The sequence below is a fragment of the Limnospira sp. PMC 289.06 genome (genome assembly GCF_032350395.1).
GTDB classification, from domain to species: domain Bacteria; phylum Cyanobacteriota; class Cyanobacteriia; order Cyanobacteriales; family Microcoleaceae; genus Limnospira; species Limnospira platensis.
In genome coordinates, this window is record NZ_JARPLC010000098.1 from 1 (window position 1) to 19,619 (window position 19,619).

The 19,619-nt window shown below is 43.9% G+C and carries 13 protein-coding genes; 3 read left to right on the forward strand and 10 right to left on the reverse strand.

All coding sequences use genetic code 11. The annotated features are described in order from the left end of the window. Positions 1-116 precede the first annotated feature (116 nt). Positions 117-4,913, reverse strand: a complete 4,797-nt coding sequence (locus tag P5674_RS17570; protein WP_190490295.1) for a calcium-binding protein — start codon at positions 4,911-4,913, stop codon at positions 117-119. 205 nt (positions 4,914-5,118) lie between these two features. On the opposite strand from P5674_RS17570, the gene P5674_RS17575 reads away from it, so the two are divergent. Together P5674_RS17575 and P5674_RS17580 are read left to right on the forward strand one after the other, a co-directional pair. After that, positions 5,119-10,455 carry a PAS domain S-box protein gene (locus P5674_RS17575; protein WP_062945696.1) on the forward strand — a complete coding sequence of 1,779 codons (5,337 nt, stop codon included), beginning with the start codon at positions 5,119-5,121 and terminating at the stop codon, positions 10,453-10,455. Positions 10,456-10,489: 34 nt separating this feature from the next. After that, positions 10,490-11,719: a lipid-A-disaccharide synthase-related protein gene (locus P5674_RS17580; RefSeq protein ID WP_062945697.1), complete on the forward strand. Its 1,230-nt coding sequence runs from the start codon at positions 10,490-10,492 to the stop codon at positions 11,717-11,719. On the opposite strand, the gene galE is transcribed toward P5674_RS17580, so the two are convergent. From galE to P5674_RS17625, 9 genes are all read right to left on the reverse strand, one after another. Beyond that, positions 11,716-12,714 carry a UDP-glucose 4-epimerase GalE gene (gene galE, locus P5674_RS17585; protein WP_014275115.1) on the reverse strand — a complete coding sequence of 333 codons (999 nt, stop codon included), beginning with the start codon at positions 12,712-12,714 and terminating at the stop codon, positions 11,716-11,718. The two genes, P5674_RS17580 and galE, sit on opposite strands and share 4 nt — an antisense overlap. A gap of 26 nt (positions 12,715-12,740) precedes the next feature. Continuing rightward, positions 12,741-13,118 (reverse strand): hypothetical protein, encoded by a 378-nt coding sequence (locus P5674_RS17590; protein WP_014275116.1) that lies wholly within the window; start codon positions 13,116-13,118, stop codon positions 12,741-12,743. 76 nt (positions 13,119-13,194) lie between these two features. Next, a complete protein-coding gene (locus P5674_RS17595; RefSeq protein ID WP_014275117.1) occupies positions 13,195-13,800 on the reverse strand; it encodes a fasciclin domain-containing protein in 606 nt (201 codons plus the stop codon). A 503-nt stretch (positions 13,801-14,303) separates the two neighbouring features. Further along, positions 14,304-14,735 (reverse strand): DUF29 domain-containing protein, encoded by a 432-nt coding sequence (locus tag P5674_RS17600; RefSeq protein ID WP_014275118.1) that lies wholly within the window; start codon positions 14,733-14,735, stop codon positions 14,304-14,306. Positions 14,736-14,906: 171 nt separating this feature from the next. Then, positions 14,907-15,710, reverse strand: coding sequence for an MBL fold metallo-hydrolase (locus P5674_RS17605; protein ID WP_006616981.1), 804 nt, complete (start codon positions 15,708-15,710; stop codon positions 14,907-14,909). Positions 15,711-15,756: 46 nt separating this feature from the next. Continuing rightward, positions 15,757-16,365, reverse strand: a complete 609-nt coding sequence (locus P5674_RS17610; protein WP_006616982.1) for an anthranilate synthase component II — start codon at positions 16,363-16,365, stop codon at positions 15,757-15,759. 3 nt (positions 16,366-16,368) lie between these two features. Then, the gene (locus P5674_RS17615; protein ID WP_006616983.1) at positions 16,369-16,881 is read right to left on the reverse strand and encodes a diacylglycerol kinase family protein; all 513 of its coding nucleotides are present in this window, start codon (positions 16,879-16,881) and stop codon (positions 16,369-16,371) included. A gap of 82 nt (positions 16,882-16,963) precedes the next feature. Further along, entirely contained in the window at positions 16,964-17,524 is a 561-nt protein-coding gene (gene ybeY, locus P5674_RS17620) for an rRNA maturation RNase YbeY (protein WP_014275119.1), read from the reverse strand. 28 nt (positions 17,525-17,552) lie between these two features. Further along, entirely contained in the window at positions 17,553-17,747 is a 195-nt protein-coding gene (locus P5674_RS17625) for a DUF3285 domain-containing protein (RefSeq protein ID WP_014275120.1), read from the reverse strand. A gap of 317 nt (positions 17,748-18,064) precedes the next feature. Here P5674_RS17625 and P5674_RS17630 point away from each other — a divergent pair, with 317 nt between their 5' ends. After that, positions 18,065-19,261 (forward strand): caspase family protein, encoded by a 1,197-nt coding sequence (locus P5674_RS17630; protein WP_014275121.1) that lies wholly within the window; start codon positions 18,065-18,067, stop codon positions 19,259-19,261. The last annotated feature ends 358 nt before the right edge of the window (positions 19,262-19,619 follow it).

The window sequence follows — 19,619 nt, forward strand, 5'->3', positions numbered from 1 at the left end:
ATTGATAAACCCGCCCTCTGGCCGGTTGTGGTGTCAATCTTCAATTCCCAGCGACTCCCAGCGACAATATTGATAAACCCGCCCTCTGGGAGAGGGGGGTAAGGATAAGGATAATCTTAGAAAATCAGAATTGAGGAATCATCTCTTACTGTATCTGAGATATTGGGGAAAGCACCAGATTCGTCGGGGGTAAACTGAGCAATAATAGATCCTCCCCCGAGTCCGTCAGCATTACTATCATAGATTAACTGTCCGGTTAGTCGTTCATAAATAATTACAGGTTGCGATACGGGTAGGGTATCGAGTAGGGTGTCAGCTTCGGTGAGTGTATCAGTGACCACAAATAAGGGGTCAGCCAAGATAAACTCATCGTTAAACTGTAAAGTATCGCGACCGGGGACAAAATCGGTAATCAAATCAGAGGCTGATAATAAGACATCATTAGTAGAGGAGTAGAGGAAAACATTATTTCCTCCCAAACCTGTGAGAGTATTACCACCAGACCCTCCGACTAGGGTATCATTACCAGGACCACCGATGAGAACATCATCGCCAAGACCACCTATAAGAGTATTATCACCAGGACCACCAACTAAAGAATCATTACCCTCATTACCCAATAGCAGGTCATTACCGAAGGCGCTACCTAGAAGAGTATCATTACCAGGACCGCCAATTAAAACAATAGGACCTAAGTGACCGGCGAGAAAATCATCACCTGCATTACCATCAATGGTGTCCACTGTTGCGATACTAACGCTAACCAAAGCGGAGGCGGTATTTCCTAGGGAGTCTTGTGCGGTATAGGTAAATTGACCACCAAATGGTCCTGGGAGAAGGGGGATAAACTCAACGGAGGTATTACCTGGGAGAATATTAACTTGTCCTCCGCTGACACCACTGATGCTATTAATGGTTAATCCACCGACGGGACTATCATTGTCTAGTACAGGAATTTCAATGCGGTTTAAGCTGGTGCCCTCTGCGAAAATAGTATCATTTCCGGGAGTACCTATTACGAGACTAGGGGTGGTAGCAAAGTTGGGGTTAGCGATTAAAGAGTCATCAACAAAAGTTTCGTCGTCGTCGGGAGGTGTCAGTGTATCTGTGGTGGTTCCAATGAGCAATATATCATCAATAGATAATGGAGGATTACCGATAAGTGTAGCGACGGTTACGGGGGGTTGTACTCCTGAAGCGTCGGGGTCATATATGAGGGTTCCGGTTTCTAATTCATAGGCGAGAATGGGGCTGCTAATGGTGCCGAGATTATCGGGATTCAATTCTCCGGTTTCGAGGAAAATAAATTGTTCAGGACTGAGGCTATTTTGGGGGGTAGTACCTATTTGAGTGAAGCGGAATTGATCACGGTCAAATAAAAGGCGATCGCTTCCGGGGGTAAAATCAACAATTAGGTCAACTCCTAAATTAATTTGATTAGGAGATAGATAAGCAAAGGTATCGCTTCCTTCACCACCGACGAGGGTATCATCACCAGCACCACCAATTAAACAATCATTACCAAGATTACCAAATAGGGAGTCATTACCATCAGAACCAATGAGGGTATCATCTCCTAAATTACCATCTATGGCGGTGAGAATATTAACATTAACGGGAACTCTAATTAGATTTCCTTGGGAGTCGATCGCTTCATAACTAAAACTGCCAATATTTCCGCCGGGGAGGGTGGGAATAAACTCGGCGGCTGTACCGCCTTCTAGGATATTCACATTTCCGCCGATTAAATCGGTGATGGTATTTATGACGGCGATGCGTTCATTATCAGAAGCGGGAATGGTGACGGGAACCCCAACAAAGTCTACAGCATTGATGGTATCAGAAACGGCGATCGCATCATTTCCGGGAGTACCATTAATTAAGGCGAAGGCGGTGACATTTCTAGGGTCTTCATCTGTAGGATCATCATCATCTATGTCTGGTAGGGTATCATCTCCGGCTATACCAATCAAGATGATATCGTTAACAGATAGGGTAGGTGTTCCTTGTAAATTAGCAATAATTTCGGGGGGTTGTGTTCCTGAACCGTCGGGGTCATAGATGAGGTTTCCGGTCTGTAATTCATAGGCGAGAATGGGACTATTTATGAGGCTGAGATTATCTTGATAAGTTCCGGTTTCGACGAGAATAAATTGTTGAGGACTCAGGCTATTTTCGGGGGTAGTACCTATCTGAATAAAGCCGAATTGCTCCCGGTCAAATAAGATGCGATCGCTTCCGGCTTCAAAGTCCAAAATTAAATCAGTTCCGGTAGTGATTTGACTGCGAGAAATATAGGCAAAAACATCATTTCCAGCACCTCCAAATAAGGTATCATTTCCGGCACCTCCAAAGAGGGTATCATCTCCATCATCTCCTAATAGGAAATCATCACCCTGTCCGCCATAGATAATATCATTACCAGAACCTCCATATAGCAGGTCATTTCCCAGACCGCCATAGAGTACATCTTCACCACTACCACCGACTAGGGTATCATTACCACTATCTCCGAAAAGGGTATCATCGCCGGCTTCTCCGAATAGGGAATCATCACCCTGTCCGCCATAAAGGAGATCGGGTCCTGAACCACCATAAAGGAGATCATTGCCGCCGCCACCTTTGAGGGTATCGGCACCACTACCACCGACTAGGGTATCATCGCCTGTTTCTCCGAACAAGCAATCATTACCCGCGCCGCCATAGAGGAGATCGGGTCCTGAACCACCATAGACTACATCATCACCATCTCCACCGGAAAGGGTATCGGCACCACTACCACCGACTAGGGTATCATTACCACTATCTCCGAAAAGGGAATCATTACCCGCGCCGCCATAGAGGAGATCGGGTGCTGAACTTCCGACCAAAACATCATCGCCACCTAAGCCGTTAATACGGGTGACGGGAAGGATATCGATAAATACATTAGCACTATCTTGGGTGTTGCCATCACTGGCGGTATAGGTAAAGCTGGCTTGGGTTCCGCCTGGTAATGTGGGGGTAAATCTGACAATGGTGTTATCATTGAGTAGAACTACGTCGCCGCCGGTGATGTTGCTGACGCTGCTGATAAATAGACCTGTCTCAGGACTATCATTGGCTAAAACTGGAATTTCGACGGGATTAAAGGGTTCTGGTGCGATCGCAAAAATGGTATCATCAGAGTCGCTGCCGTTTATTTCCTGGGGAGTGGCGGCGCGAACTTCTCTGGCGATGATGTTGACGGTTTCGGGGCGAGCCAATGAAACGGGATCAACTAGGATAATATCATTGGGGGATAAATTGGGGATGCTACCATCTTCTGATTGTAACTGTGCGATCGCTATGGGTGGAGAGGTTCCCAAGCCGTCTATGTCGTACTCGAGAAGTCCGGTAGTGGTATCGTAAAGGAGAATGGGGATTTCTGTATCTTCGGGTAGGGATTCTCGATTGGTGGTAAACTGTTGGGGGTTGAGGGTTTGGGTGTCGCTATTGAGAGCGGATAAACCAAAACCACCTTGGTCTAGGGATTGACTTTGAAAAACTAGGCGATCGCTATTTGGTGTAAAGTTTAAGATGCGATCGGGTTGCGTTCCCCTATCATTAGGAGACAGGTAAACTAAGGTATCATTTCCTGTCCCAGCGGTGAGGGTGTTTACGCCAGCACCACCTTCTAGCCAATTATTCCCGCCACCACCAGATAAGCAATCATTCCCCTCGCCCCCAAATAAGGAATTATTACCAATACCCCCCAACAGGGTATCATTACCCGCGCCACCATCAAGGATATTATCTCCTGAGCCGGCTTGTAGGAGGTCATCCCCTAAACCCCCAAATAGAGAATCATTACCAACACCCCCCAACAGGGTATCGTTACCCACGCCGCCATAAAGGAGGTTATTACCTGAGCCGGCTTGTAGGCGATCGTTTCCACCTTGACCAAAGAGGGTATCATCACCAGGACCCCCTAAGAGGGTATCGTTACCACTTCCCCCTAAGATAGAGTCGTTTCCGGGGCCGCCGTCCAGGGTTTGGTCGAATTGATCACCAATTAGGGTATCATTTCCATCTCTCCCTTGCATGGCTGTTACTGGCCGAAAATTAATGGTGGCGGTAGCAGTAGCAAATTGGTTGTGGCGATCGCGCAATGTATAATCGAAGCTACCAAAACCGCCAAGGGAGGTTGTATCGGGGATAAATTCTACTCCGACTCCCCCAGGGAGAATGGTAGCACTGCCGTTATTGACATTACCAATATTAGTGATAACTTTTTCGTCGCTAATAAGATCTGGCGGTAGGGGTATAGTTAATCTGGGTTGTGCGGCTTGGAGAAAATCATTATTTTGTGTACTTACAACTAAGGTGGGGGTTGAGGTGATAATGGGGTCAGCAATTAGAGTGCTAAAATAGGAGATTCTAATATTATCTATGGCTAATTCGGTGGCTTCGGAACCAATGGCAATAATTCCGGTGTTAGGAGGTAGGGTGGTACTAAAGCGCAGAAATTCGTTAAAGGTTTCTCCGGGGGTGGAAAATAAAACGCCACTCCCTAGAGAATTGCCTTCTCGGTCAAATATTTCGACGATATGTTCTCGGTTAGGGGAGGTATAGAAAAAGGAAAAGTTACCCCATCCTATACCTGATGGTGATAAATTTCTGAGGTCAATGGTAATGCGATCGCCTGTGACTAACTCATTGACTTCTATCTGTTCGGAATCTTCGGCATCTTCGGTGTTAATAATCGCCTCGGCATAGGATATAACCGTGGTACCGGGGGGGGAAGTTCTGGTAGCATTAAATAAGCCTTCTCCCTCTTCATCAAGGCTAACCAAAGCTATGGCATTGGGGGAAAATCTCACCCCATCGATTGTGCCAATGGGTGCAAAGTTTCGAGTTTGGAAATCTTCAAAATCAAAAAATAGTTCCCGCATTTTATTGGCTTAAAAAAATATATATGTTTGCTGATAATTAACCTAAGTTAACCCCTGGGGGATTACCTTATCACATTTAACCGACTTTGGCAAGGGCTCCACCTCAAGATTAAGTTAATTGGTTGACAGAAAGAGTTATTGAACTTATAATTGAGAGGTATATAGAGCAGCAGTTTATCAATAGCAAGCCCGGTAGCGAAAAACAATGGCAAGCAACTCATCATATACGCCGACAGAATTAGAAAGCGCGATTATTAGAGAGCCGTTATTAGTAACAGTAGAAACAACGGTGAGGGAAGCGATCGCGCTGATGAGTGAAAGTCGCACCAGTTGTAGTATATCATCAAAAGCCAGTGTTCTATTAGAGGAAGTTTATGGAGAGGCGCGTTCCAGTTGTGTCTTGGTAGTAGAAGGGGAGCAATTAGTAGGTATTCTGACTCAGGGAGATATCATCCGACTCTGTACAGAAAAAAGACCCTTAGAGCAGTTATTGGTAGGGGAAGTCATGACCGCCTCAGTATTAAGCTGGAGGGAGTCAGAATTGAGCAACTTTTTTGAAGTGATTGATTTGCTGAGGAAAAATCAAATCTGCCACCTACCGCTAGTGGATGATAGCGATCGCCTAGTAGGGTTAATAACCCATGAAACTCTGCGTTATATTAGCCACCCCATAGACCTGCTGAGATTACGAACGGTAGAAGAGGTAATGACAACAGAGGTTATTTGTGCTAGTCCTGAGAGTAACCTGCTAGAAATTGCCTGTTTAATGACACAATACCGGGTCAATTGTGTAGTTTTAGTAGAAACCGATTTCGTGAACAATTCAACGGATGTCAATGTTCCGGTCGGGATCCTGACCGAGGGAGATATTGTCAAGTTTAATACCTTCTGCTTAGACTTAGAAAACTATAGCAGTCAACAGTTAATGAGTACCCCAGTGTTCTCGGTAGCAAAAAATGAGAATCTGTGGAGAATTCATGAGTTGATGTCATCCCAATATATCCGGCGAGTTCTAGTGACAGGTTCCCATGGTGAACTGTTAGGGATAGTGACCCAAACCAGTATGCTAAAAGTGCTAAATCCTCTGGAACTGTATAAAATGACGGAGATTTTAGAGGGTCGCATATCGGAGTTGAAATTAGAAAAAATTAGGCTTTTAGAAAATCAGGCGCACCAGCTAGATGAGCAGGTCAAAAAACGGACTTTAGAACTAGAACAGGCGCACCATAGAGAACAACTGGTATTTGAGATTACCACCCGGATTAGGTCTTGGTTAAATTTACCGGAAATTTTGGATGAAACGGTTAAACAAGTCCGCATTTTGTTAAATTGTGATCGGGTGTTAATCTACCAATTTAAGGCAGATTTTAGCGGTGATATCGTAGCGGAATCAGTAGTCGAACCCTATACATCCTGTTTCGATAAAAATATTAAAGATACCTGTTTTGAGGACAACCTATCAATCTATCAAGACGGAGATATTTTCGTAGCAGCAGATATTGATCAGGTGGGATTAAGTGAGTGTCATTTATCTCTGTTAAAACAATTGGAAGTGCGAGCGAATTTAGTAGTTCCTATTGTTTTATCTAACCATGAAGCGGAAAGCCCATCTCAGAGTTTGTGGGGTTTATTTGCGATTCATCAATGCAGTAATACGCGGCTGTGGTCATCAGAAGAAATCCAGATGGTGCAACAGTTGGCGCTACAGGTAGCGATCGCTATTCAACAAGCGATCGCCTACGATGAATTACAAAAGGAACTACAAGAACGCCAAAAAATTCAAACCTATTTACAAGAAACAGAAGAACGTTATGCGACTCTGACAGATTTAATCCCGGTGGGAGTTTTTCGGACGGATAAGGAGGGTGATTGTATCTATGTGAATGAGGAATATTGTCAGATGACGGGACGTATTCCTGGGGAAACAATTGGTTTATCTTGGCAAATTTCTGTACATCCTGAAGATAGCGATCGCATTAATGAAGCCTGGAAACAGACTCAAGCAAATCATCACCCATTTAAGGAAGAATATCGTTTAGAAGCCGGGGAAAATCAGTTGTGGGTGTTTGGTCAAATTGTCCCGGAATTTAGTGTAGAAGAAACAGTAAATGGCTATGTTGGTACTATTACAGATATTAGCGAACAGAAAGCGGCACTTTGTGAACGGGAAAAAGCGGAAACCGCATTACAAGATCTTAATCAATCTTTAGAAGCGACGGTCAAACAGCGAACCCAGGAACTTTCTCACCTAAGCGATCGCCTACAATTAGCGATTAAGTCAGCCCAAATGGGAATTTGGGATTGGGATATTTCTCAGAATCATCTAACCTGGGATGATCAGATGTATAAAATTTATGGAGTCTCACCTTTAGAGTGTCCCCAGACAGTGGAATTATGGAAAAACTCCCTACACCCAGAAGACGCTGAATTAACTCAGGCAATTTTACAGGAAAGTCTGCGAGGGGAAAGGGAATTTAATCCAGAATTTCGGATTGTACGTCCTGACGGTTCTATAGTTTTTATTAAAGCAAATGCTCTAATTATTCGCAACCCCGAAGGAGAACCTCAAAGGATGATCGGTACTAATGTTGATATTACCGAGAGTAAACAAGCCGAGTCCGACCGCCAACAATTACTAAGGGAGTTATCAGATCTAAAGTTAGCCATAGACCATTCAGCGATCGTCGCTGTTACTGATGCTAGTGGAGTGATTACCTACGCCAATAATCGCTTCTGTGAAATTTCCGGTTATTCCCAGGAAGAATTAATCGGTAAAACCCATCGTATCATTAACTCAGGATACCATCCCCATAGTTTTTTCACGAATTTATGGCGGACTATTTCTAGTGGTAAAGTTTGGCATGGAGAAATTTGTAATCGCTCTAAAAATGGTTTTATTTACTGGACGGAAAGTACCATTGTTCCTTTTTTAAATTCCCAGAAAAAAGTCTCTCAATATTTAGCTATTCGCTTTGATATTACCGCTCGTAAACAGGCGGAAGCTAGACTATTAGACTATTCCCATGAAATTGAAGACCTATATAATAAGGCTCCCTGTGGCTATCATTCCCTCGATGCTGAGGGTCGCTATGTCAAGATTAATGATACGGAACTGCAATGGTTAGGATACTCGCGTGAACAATTACTTGGGAGACGTTTAGCAGATTTTCTCACCCCTGAAAGTGGAGAGATATTTGAGAGTAATTTTGAGTTATTTAAACAGCAAGGATATCTCAAAGATCTGTTGCTGGAGATGATTAGTAGTAATGGTCATGTTTTCCCGGTACTATTGAATTCTAGCGCCGTTTATAATCCCCAAGGTGAATATCTTTATAGTCGTTCAACTTTATTTGATATTACCGACCTAAAATCGGCGCAAATAGCCTTACAAAAAAACCATAATCTCCTCCAGTCAATTACTATCGCACAATCCCAGTTTATAACATCCGAAAATCGCCTAACTATTTTTGAGGGTTTACTTAGCAGCTTGCTAACTTTAACTGATAGTGAATATGGCTTTATTGGCGAGGTAATGTTCCGAGATAATGGGGGAGCAACCATGGAAGAAACTTTCCTCAAAATTCGGGGAGTTCCTTATCTAAAAACCCATAGCATAAGTAATGTGGCTTGGGATGAAGCCACGGAGAAATTTTATCAAGAAAACCATGAAAAAGGCATGGAATTTGATAATATGAATACCTTATTTGGGGCGGTAATTATGACCGGGAAACCTGTTATAGCTAACAGTCCTAGCAGCGACCCACGCCGGGGAGGGACTCCTAATGGTCATCCGCCTTTAAATAGTTTTTTGGGGTTGCCGTTTTTTAGCGGTTCTACCATGGTGGGAATAGTGGGAATTGCCAATAAACCAGGTGGCTATCATGAGGAAATGATTGATGATTTACAAGCCTTTTTAGTGACCTGCGGCAATTTAATTGAAGGGTATCGTTTACACAGGAAAAGAAATGAGGCGGAAGAGGCTAAGAAGGCGGCTGAACAGGAAATTGCTAAACAGTTGGCGAGTATTGAAGCGGCGGGGGATGGTATTGGCATTGTTCAGGATGATTTGTATCAGTATGTAAATCACGCTCATTTGGTTATGTTTGGTTATTCTGAACCTGAAGATTTAGTGGGTCATAGTTGGAGAAAAATCTATTCTCCTACAGAAATTCAACGCTTTGAAAATGAGGTTTTCCCGATTTTAATGCGCGATCGCTACTGGACTGGAGAAGCGATCGCCACTCGTCAAGACGGGACGAGTTTTGCGGAAGAATTATCTCTGACCCTAACGGAAGATAAGCTGTTAATTTGTGTCTGTCGAGATATTAGCGATCGCCAAGAAACCGAAGCCAAATTGCGCCAGACTAATCAGGAATTGATGCGCGCTACCCGTCTGAAAGATGAGTTTCTCGCCAATATGAGTCATGAACTACGCACCCCCCTTAATGCTATTTTAGGAATGACCGAGGGTATGCAAGAAGAGGTATTTGGTACTGTAGGCGATCGGCAAAAACAAGCATTACAAACTATTGAACGCAGCGCCAGCCATCTCCTGGAATTAATTAACGATATTTTAGACCTGGCTAAAATTGAAGCCGGGGAAATGAAACTAGACCTTAATTATACTTCGATTCGCCCCCTGTGTCAATCTAGTATAGCTTTTATTAAGCAGCAAGCCTTTAAAAAAGGGATTTCCATTAATGTACAAATTCCCCAAGCCTTACCAGACTTATATATTGATGAACGCCGCCTGCGTCAAGTGTTAATTAACCTCCTCAATAACGCGGTTAAATTCACCCCATCCCGAGGTAAAATCAGCCTGGAAGTTAAGTTACAGCCACCCCCGATAGACAGCGATAAATCCCGAGTCCGTTTTGCTGTGATTGATACGGGAATTGGTATTAATGAAGAACAATTATCAAAACTGTTTAAACCCTTTACTCAAATTGATAGTGCGCTCAACCGTCAATATGAGGGAACAGGTTTAGGATTATCCCTAGTTAAACGCATTGTAGAAATGCACGGAGGTACTGTTAATGTGATTAGTAAAGTGGGGTCAGGAAGTCAGTTTATTTTTGAGATTCCTTGTGATGATATCTTAACTGGAACTAACACCCCCCACCTATCATCTAATACCTCGGAGTTCCTGACGACAACTGAAGAGGTGGCTCAAGTTTCTCCCCTGATTTTAATTGCTGAAGATAACGAAGCTAATATCATGAGTTTGTCGAGTTATTTGGGTGCTAAAGGCTACCGTTTAATTATTGCTAAGGACGGTCAACAGGCGATTGATTTAGCACAATCAGAATCTCCTAATTTAATTCTGATGGATATTCAAATGCCGGGAATAGATGGCTTAGAAGCGATTAAGCGTATCCGCCAAATCCCCACCATGACCGAAGTGCCAATTATTGCCTTAACCGCCTTGGCTATGACAGGCGATCGCGAAAAATGCCTAGAAGCTGGCGCAAATGATTATGTAGCCAAACCCGTTAAATTAAAACAACTCAACGCCAAAATCCAGGAAATTTTAGACTTATAATTGGAGACTTATAATTGATGCAGCATTCAGGAATATGAAACTATTGTGTTTAAGTAATGGTCACGGGGAAGATATCATCGCTGTCAGAATACTGCAACATCTGCGAAAACGAGTTAATAACCTAGCCGCTTTACCCTTAGTAGGGGAAGGGAAAGCCTATCAGCAATTACCGGATATTCCGATTATTGGTAGAGTCCAAAAAATGCCCTCTGGGGGATTTATTTATATGGACGGTTCCCAACTCCTGGGAGATTTAAAGGGGGGGTTATTACAGTTATTATATTCCCAGGTGCAGACGGTGCGCCAGTGGGGGAAAGAGGGGGGATTTATTTTGGCGGTGGGGGATATTGTACCCCTATTTTTAGCCTGGTTAAGTGGCGCAGAATATGCTTTTGTGGGGACGGCAAAATCTGAATATTATTTGCGGGATGAAAACGGCAAGTTATCTCGCCAGTCCTGGTGGCAAAAATGGGAGGGGTGGTCAGGTTCGGTATATTTACCCTGGGAACGTTGGTTAATGACTCATCGTCGTTGTCGGGGGGTGTTTCCCCGCGATGGACTGACGACGGAAACTCTGCAAAAGTGGTCAATTCCGGCTGTTGATTTGGGTAATCCGATGATGGATAATTTGGAACCTGGGGGAATTATTGCGCCGTCGCCACCAGGTGTGTTAAACTTGACTTTATTACCGGGTTCTCGTAGTCCAGAAGCCTATGAGAATTGGCGGTTAATTCTAGCAGCAGTATCGCAGCTAAAAATATCACCCCTCCGGTGTTTGGCTGCGATCGCACCTAGTTTGGATTTAGACCCCTTCTGTGAGGTCCTCCAAGCTACTGGGTGGGATAAAGTGCATGGTCATAGCAGCAAGGAACAACAATTGTTTCAGCGTGGCGATGATATCACTATGGTGCTGACCCGTGAGGGGTTTAATGATTGTCTCGACCTGGGAGATATGGCGATCGCCATGGCGGGGACGGCTACGGAACAGTTTGTCGGTCTGGGAAAACCAGCGATCGCTATTCCCGGAAAGGGTCCCCAATTTACGCCAGCTTTTGCTGAAGCACAAAGTCGCCTACTCGGTCCGTCACTAATTCTCGCTGAAAATCCCCAAGCAGTGGCAGGAGTGGTGCGATCGCTTCTACAGGACCCCCCACAACTAGCCACTATTGCCGTTAATGGTCGCCGCCGTCTCGGTGAAGCCGGGGCAGGCGATCGGATTGCTGACTATCTCATATCAAAAATTTTCCCAAATGTCAAGGGTTAGCCATGACGTTTTTGATGCCACTGCCAAGCATGGCTAATGATATCGTGAATTTGGGAATATTGAGGATTCCAGCCTAAGATTTGCTGGGCTTTTTCGCTAGTTCCCACTAAACTGGGGGGGTCTCCGGGGCGGCGATCGCATTCTACCGTTTTAATCTCTCGTCCCGTGATTTCCCTGGCGCTTTCAATCACTTCTTTAACCGAGAAACCCTTACCATTTCCGAGGTTAAAAAACTCAGTTTTCCCCCCCGAAAATAGATGTTGTAACCCCAAAACATGAGCATCTGCTAAATCACTCACATGGATATAATCGCGGATACAAGTACCGTCAGGAGTCGGATAATCAGTCCCAAAAATAGAGATATGATCCCGTTTTCCTAGGGCTGTAAATAACGTGAGGGGGATTAAATGAGTTTCCGGGTCGTGGTCTTCTCCCAGTAATCCATTGGGGTCAGCGCCAGCAGCATTAAAATAGCGAAAACTGACCGATCGCAAATTATAAGCCGCGTCAAAATCCGCCAAAATTCGTTCAACCATTAGCTTACTCGCGCCATAGGGACTAATGGGATTTTGGGGGTGGTTTTCAGGAATCGGAATAATTTGGGGAACCCCGTAGGTCGCACAGGTAGAAGAAAACACAAATTTATCAATTCCCGCTGAGTTCATCGCCGCCAAAAGGGTGAGAGTTCCCACCACATTATTACGATAATATTTCTCAGGATTAGTTACCGACTCTCCCACATAAGCATAGGCGGCGAAGTGCATTACCGCGTCAATTTTCCGGCTAGAAAATAGCTGATCTAATAAAAGGCGATCGTTAGTATCTCCCTCGATTAATTCCACCTTCAGCACATTTTCCACCAATTCTTGATGTCCGTAAACCAAATTATCAAGAACTATCGGATTATAACCCGCCCGTTGCAAAGCCAACACCCCATGGGAACCAATATAACCCGCCCCTCCTGTAACCAAGACATTTAGCTGATTTTCAGACACTGTTAAACATCCTTTAACTGATATTGTCAATCTTCTAGGACTCGGGAGGAAACATCAACCGCCTTAACATCAATAGTCCCTGGTGGAGTAAGGCGGGTAAAACGTCCCTGTTCAATTTGAATAGGTTCACCACAATTCGGACATTGACATTGAGTCTGATTTAGGGCTATAAACTCATGGGAACAGACCGGACAGGAATCCTCAATCAAATTCCGGTTTAGCCACCAACGCGCCCCAAACACTAAAATAATGGGGGTGATGACAGCCAGACCAATCAGAATGAGAATCGAGTTTACCAGCCAGCCCAAACCAACTGAGGCTAGTAAACCCATGATCCCTATAACAACGATCCAATTGCCAATTCCTGACCATTTCAATTGTAGGGTTGGTCGTTCCTGGTTCACAAAATCATCTCCTTGAGAGTTCAGGGCTGCTATTGACCATCAATCTAGCCTCACCCCATTGTAACACCAGAGCCGATTATTTTGTCAAAATCATTAATTGCTCAATTACCTGAATTAAGCCATTTTCTGTCTGAATATCAGAATCAATACTATGAGACCCTTCAACTGTGATAGTTTCCGAACCCACCTCCACCGGAATCGACAAATTTTCCTGAGTTGTTAAATATCTATAGATTAACTCCTCCGAGGTCATGGCATCGCTGTCATATCCATCATACCTCATAATCCTAATTAACTGTTCGATATTATTTCCTTTGAGGAGATTTTCTAAAACCGTCCGGGGGAGTTTAGAAAAGGCTTCATCCGTGGGCGCTAAGATAGTAAACACACCATCTTTTCGGAGAACATCCATTAATCCCGTCAGTCTTAACACAGTGGCTAAGGTACTAAAACGACCATCATTTAGCAGTAGATTAACCACATCTTGATTAACAGCCCGTCTAACGCGATCGCTCGGAAATTGGGCAAATTCCCCCAGATTTTCCGATTCCCAATTAAACTGTAATTCTGGGGAACTTTCAGCGATCGCCCTCCCAGTCCCCACCGACATACTGAGAACCATTCCCATTCCCAGACACACAGCAATTTTTCCCAGATAATTCGTGCCACTACAGATAGCCATATTTTTCACTCCCCAATGAAGCTGATAGTTGATTAATCCATTCTAGTCATCATTACAACAATTATTTCCCCGGTCAGGGATAATTGTCTGCACCCCACCCTGAAAATCTCCACCATTAGCCGAACTATTAAAATTATAGCTCATCACCCCCCATAGTCAACCCATCATCATTAAGCTGGCTCCCAGTCAAGGTTAAAGTGTCGCTATTAACATTCCTAATAGTTGTATTAGTCATCACATCAAGTCAGTTATCAACGGGAACAAAATCGCAGTTATTAACGTCCCCGCCACAGTCTGTAAGGTAGGGCGGGTTTATTCATCAAGTCGTGAGGATGAGAATTGCCAGCAGAACCCGCCCCGACAATTATTAATTATTAATTAATGGGGTGAGGGCTGTAATTCCCCTGTGGGGTAGGGCGGGTTTATTCATCAAGTCGTGAGGAATTGAGAATTGCCAGCAGAACCCGCCCCGACAATTATTAATAGAAGCCATATTACCTTTATTAATAGCTAGATTCTAAAGTTTCCTCTAAACTAAACGGCGATTCCTTTGGCAAAAAATTTAACTTAATTCCTGTTTCATCGGACGCTTTTAGACGTGCTTTTTGATAACAATCTTTAAATAATGCTGAAAGTAGAGGTTTCAAACTGGGACTGTCTTCTAACAAACCTTCAATAAAAATGCGTTGTTCTGTCATGGTGCTGCGCCAACTCTCACTCCGTTTGGTGGGTTGATAGTACCATTTTAATAAGTGCATTAATAACACAATTAAACGGCTTTTTAATTCCCGTTTTTCACTTCTTCCCATACTTTCAATTTCTTCAATCAAATTGGCGATATCAATTTGAGTAAATTGATTTTCTTTTAACTGTTCAGCCGTGATTTGTGTCCAGAGGTAAAAATCTTCTTCATATAAATTATTTGATGTTTTCATAGAATACCCATATCCTTGGCGATCGCTCAACCTGCCATATAGCAGTTGCTCAAGTCATAAACTACATTCCGAAGCCCCTTTCTGGGAGAGTAATTACCCGGTGAGGTAGGGCGGGTTTATTAATCAGGTCGTGAGGATGAGAATTGCCAGCAGAACCCGCCCAGACAATTATTAATTATTAATTGATGCCGAACTATTAAAATTATAGCTCATCACCCTAATAGTCAACTCATCATCAAGCTGGCTGCGAGTCAAAGTTAAAGTGTCGCTATTAACATTCCTAATAGTTGCATTATTCATCACATCAAGGAAATTATCAACCGGAACCAAATCGCAGTTATTAACATCTGCAGCCAGAGTTTTATAGTGGGTAGGAATCACCAATCTAGGATTGAGGGAAGCAATTACCGCCGCCGCTTCCGTGGGAGTATAAGCCTTCGGACCTCCACCCACAGGAATTAACAACAAATCCGGGCGACCAATCAAAATCCTTTCTTCAATATTAATAGGTCCTGCTAACCCTCCCATGTGCAGAATTCTGATGCCACTCTGAGTCCATAACCAGGCGACATTCTGACCAAATCTGCGACCTTGTTCACGGTCTTTAATAGTGCGAATACCCTGAATTTGGGTACCATTAAATTGATAAACCCCCGGTTCATATAATAGCGCCGGATTATTAGGAAACCCATCAATCGACCCTTCATCAAGTAAGCGACTGCTAATTAACACCAGGTCGGTCTCTATTTTCGGGCTACCAAATCCGGCGGTACATCCAATTTGTCGAAACGGATTTACCAGTATCCGCAAACCCTCCCCAGTAAACAGAAAACTGGTATGTCCAAGCCAGCGAATAGTCAAGTTAGATTCATTGGGTGTCTGGGCTTGGGAAACCTGCCACCGCGCCCCCAAACCGCCAGCCAAGGTAACTAGGGCACTGGTTTTAGCTAGGTTGATAAACTGTCGCCGTTTCATAGAAATTATATGACCAAAATATTACCGCAAATTTACCGCAAATTGATTAGCTTTCAACTGCCATTAACCGACAACTGTTGAGGAAGTTCTTTAGTAAAGTTTTTCCCGCAGTTGTTAAAATGCTTTCCGGGTGAAATTGTACACCCTGAATATGGGAATAATGGCGGTGTTGAACCCCCATAATTGTACCATCATCCACCCAGGCGGTAACTTCTAGGACTGACGGACAGGTTTGGGGGTCTATGACTAAACTATGATAGCGCGTCGCGGTAAAGGGGTTCTCTAAATCGCGAAATATCCCCTTGCCATTATGATGAATGGGTGAGGTTTTGCCGTGCATCAACTCTGGGGCTGAGATAATCTTGCCACCGAAGGCTTGACCGATGCTTTGATGTCCGAGACATACCCCTAAAATCGGTAAAGTCTTGCCTAATTCTCGGATAATGGCTAGGGAAATTCCGGCATCTTCTGGGCGACCGGGACCGGGAGAAATGACTAAACCATCGGGTTTTTTCTGTCTAATTTCTTCAACGGTGATGCCATCGTTTCGGTAAACTTCTATGCGATCGCATACAGGGTTTTCTGACCCTAATTCCCCTAAATATTGCACCAAGTTATAGGTGAAACTATCATAGTTATCAATAACAATTATCAATGTCTATACTCCTTGCAGCCAAACTTGCATCGCCGTTAACAAAGCTGGCAAAATCAGCACTCCCGCCACCAATAAAGCCGCCAAAGACGAGATTAACACAGCACCCGCCGCGCAGTCTTTAGCAATGCGTGCCAATTCATGGTAGGACTTTCCTACTGTTAAATCAACCACCGACTCAATAGCTGTGTTTAACAATTCTAAAGCCATCACCGCGCTGATAGTTAAACCAATAATAGCAATTTCTACAAAGTTAAGATGCAACCAGAAACCGAGACTGACCGCTAAAGTCCCTATGGCTGTATGGATGCGAAAATTTCGCTGGGTCCTGAATGCGTAAGCCACACCATTCCAGGCGTATTTAAAGCTAACCAATAGGTTATTGGCGATCGCCCAAGACTGAGATACTCGGTGGTTGGTGGTTTTAGTCTCTGGGGGGGTAGGAATGTAAGCGTAGTTGGCGGACCTAGTTACTAGGGGGGTGGGAAGTGCCGAAACACAGGTTTTTTTAGGTTTCATGGTTGGGTATCCTTAAATCAGCATTCAAGAGAAGTATCAGGATTTCTGATCAATTCTGGGTGCAATGTAGCACAATCGTGGCTTAGTTCAGATTTTCTTCCGAGTCCCAGGCGTAACCTGAACCAATTTGTAGGTTAACCTTCTGTAAGAGGGCTTTTTGTTGCTCCAACATTCGAGTTAAACTGCGATCGTCGGGATGATCCCACCCTAGTAGGTGTAATAAGCCATGACTCGTCAACCATGCTAACTCGGTTGTAAGGTTATGTCTGGCCTGTTGTGCCTGTCTAAATGCTGTTTCGACTGAGATGATTATATCCCCAAGATAGCAGGGATGCAATGAGAGGTGTTCTGCTGGCATCACAAGGCTGGTTTCTAGGGCGGCGAAGGAAAGTACATCTGTAGCCTGGTCTAACTGCCTATATTGGGCGTTAAATGCCTGTATTTCCCTATCGTCAGTCAAACGCAGACTAAGTTCATATCCCTTAGCTGGGGGTAAATACGGATCAAGTTGTTGTAACCACTGCTGAAACCATGATTCCCAGGTTTCAGATGCGATCGCCTTTTCTCCTCGTCCCCCAGAAGTCATAGACTCTCCATCTTTCCCAGACCAGAAATTATCTTCAATATTAACTTCTAACTGCACCTTCTCACCCCCCTACAGCACTTAATGTTTAACGGGTAAGATAGGCGAGACCCACCAGCAGGCCAATTAGACCCATAGTAGTCAAGAAAAAGTGAAATAGGGATTTTGAACCTTTCCTAACCATATTCCGCATTGCCAGTTTAACATAACTCGGTTGCGGTTCAGTAGCCGAAACCGGAGTTTCTGGGTTAGTAGTTTCATTCGTAGTAGTCTGGTTAGTCATGGTCTAACGTTAAAAAATTCAATTAGTGAGTTGTCACCAATTGTAAGCCATATTCGGAATTTCACAACTCCGGGGATACCCCCCACCTATCCCCCAGCCCCTCATCATCAAGTCTCTACCACCAAAATATCAAATTTGATTAATAATTGATGATAGTTATATCTGGATAAAAGCAGTTATAATAATTTCCGCACCAACAGTTAAACCAGTTGAACCACCTTACCCCCATAAGTTACCCATTTTATGATGTTGAATCATAATCTTGGTTTCTCATGTGTATATTCATATAACTTTATGGAAATATCCCAAGTAAAGACATGAATAATTCCACTCGCCGTCACTTTCTGCAATTCCTAGGTGCAGCCCTAGCCACCCTAGGAATTGACCCCGTTTTATTTCACCGACAAACCCAACGCCATCGCCAAGTCTTAGCCCAGAGTACCTCCCGCAAACTCGCCTTGCTAGTGGGAATTAACAGCTATTCCCAACATCCCTTAATCGGCTGTATTAACGACATATATTTACAGCGAGAACTACTCATCCACCGCTTTGGTTTTCACCCCCAAGACATCTACATATTAGAAGACAAACAAGCCACCAGAGACGCCATTTTAACCGCCTTTGAAGAATACTTAATCAAACAAGCCAAACCCGGAGATGTCGTAGTTTATCACTATTCTGGGCATGGTTCTCGCATTTTTGACCCCCAACCCATTTTCCGAGAAGTAGGAAGTACCCAACAACTCAACGGAACCTTTGTTCCCGTCGATAGTGATTTACCCCCTGGATATCCTAACACACCAGGAAGCGTCAAAGACATTATGGGGCACACCTTATTTTTATTAATGTCCGCCTTACAGACCGAAAACGTCACCGTTGTATTAGATAGTTGTTTTGCCGGAGGTGCCACCAGAGAAGCGCGAGTCCGGTCTCGTGATGGTGGTCAAAACGTCCTAGTTTCCGACTCTGAAAGAAGCTATCAGCAAAAGTGGTTATCACGCCTAAATATGTCACAGGAAGAATTTGTTAACGGTTACCGCACCGGAGTTGCCAAAGGCGTAGTATTATCAGCCACAGCCCCCCACCAACTAGCGAGGGAAGTTAATGTCAATGGTTTTGACTGCGGCTTATTTAGTTATTTATTAACCCATTATATGTGGAATTCTGATAGTAATATACAACAGATATTTACCAAAATCATCCCCGAAATTCCCAAAAACTTCTATCAACAGCCCCGTTATGAAGTCAAAGTAGGTAGTGGTTATCAACTTCAAACTCCTTATTTTATCAATAATCCGAACCCGCCAGCCGAAGCAGTTGTTACCCAGGTAAGTGGTAGTAACGCCCAATTATGGTTAGGGGGGATTGATTTACGAAATGTCAGCAGTGGCACAATCTTAACAGGGGTAAATAGTACAGGAAAAGTCCGAATAATTGACCGGAATGGCATAGTAGCACAAGCCGAAATCCAGGAACCAGTAACCGTAGGGACCCTATTGCATCAGGGCAGTTAATAGACTTATAACCTTCATGTATCCATTATCCCCCTGTCGCCCTCACCCAGCTTGATTCGTAGCTTAATTCGTAGGTTGGGTTGAGGCACGAAACCCAACATTATGGCTGGCTTCTGTTGGGTTTACGTCGTCAAATAAAGCTAGATTGTGATGCTTTCACTGCACTATTAATTATGCTCAAAAAAAACCAAGTAACCCATGATTAAACCACATAAATTCATCAAAATCGGATTAACAGCAGTCACCTTATCAGTGATTCTAGGGGAGTCAGTAGTGGCGACCTCATCACAGCTTTATTCGTAGGTTGGGTTTCGTGCCTCAACCCAACATTATGGCTCAAATCGCGGGGATTGACTTT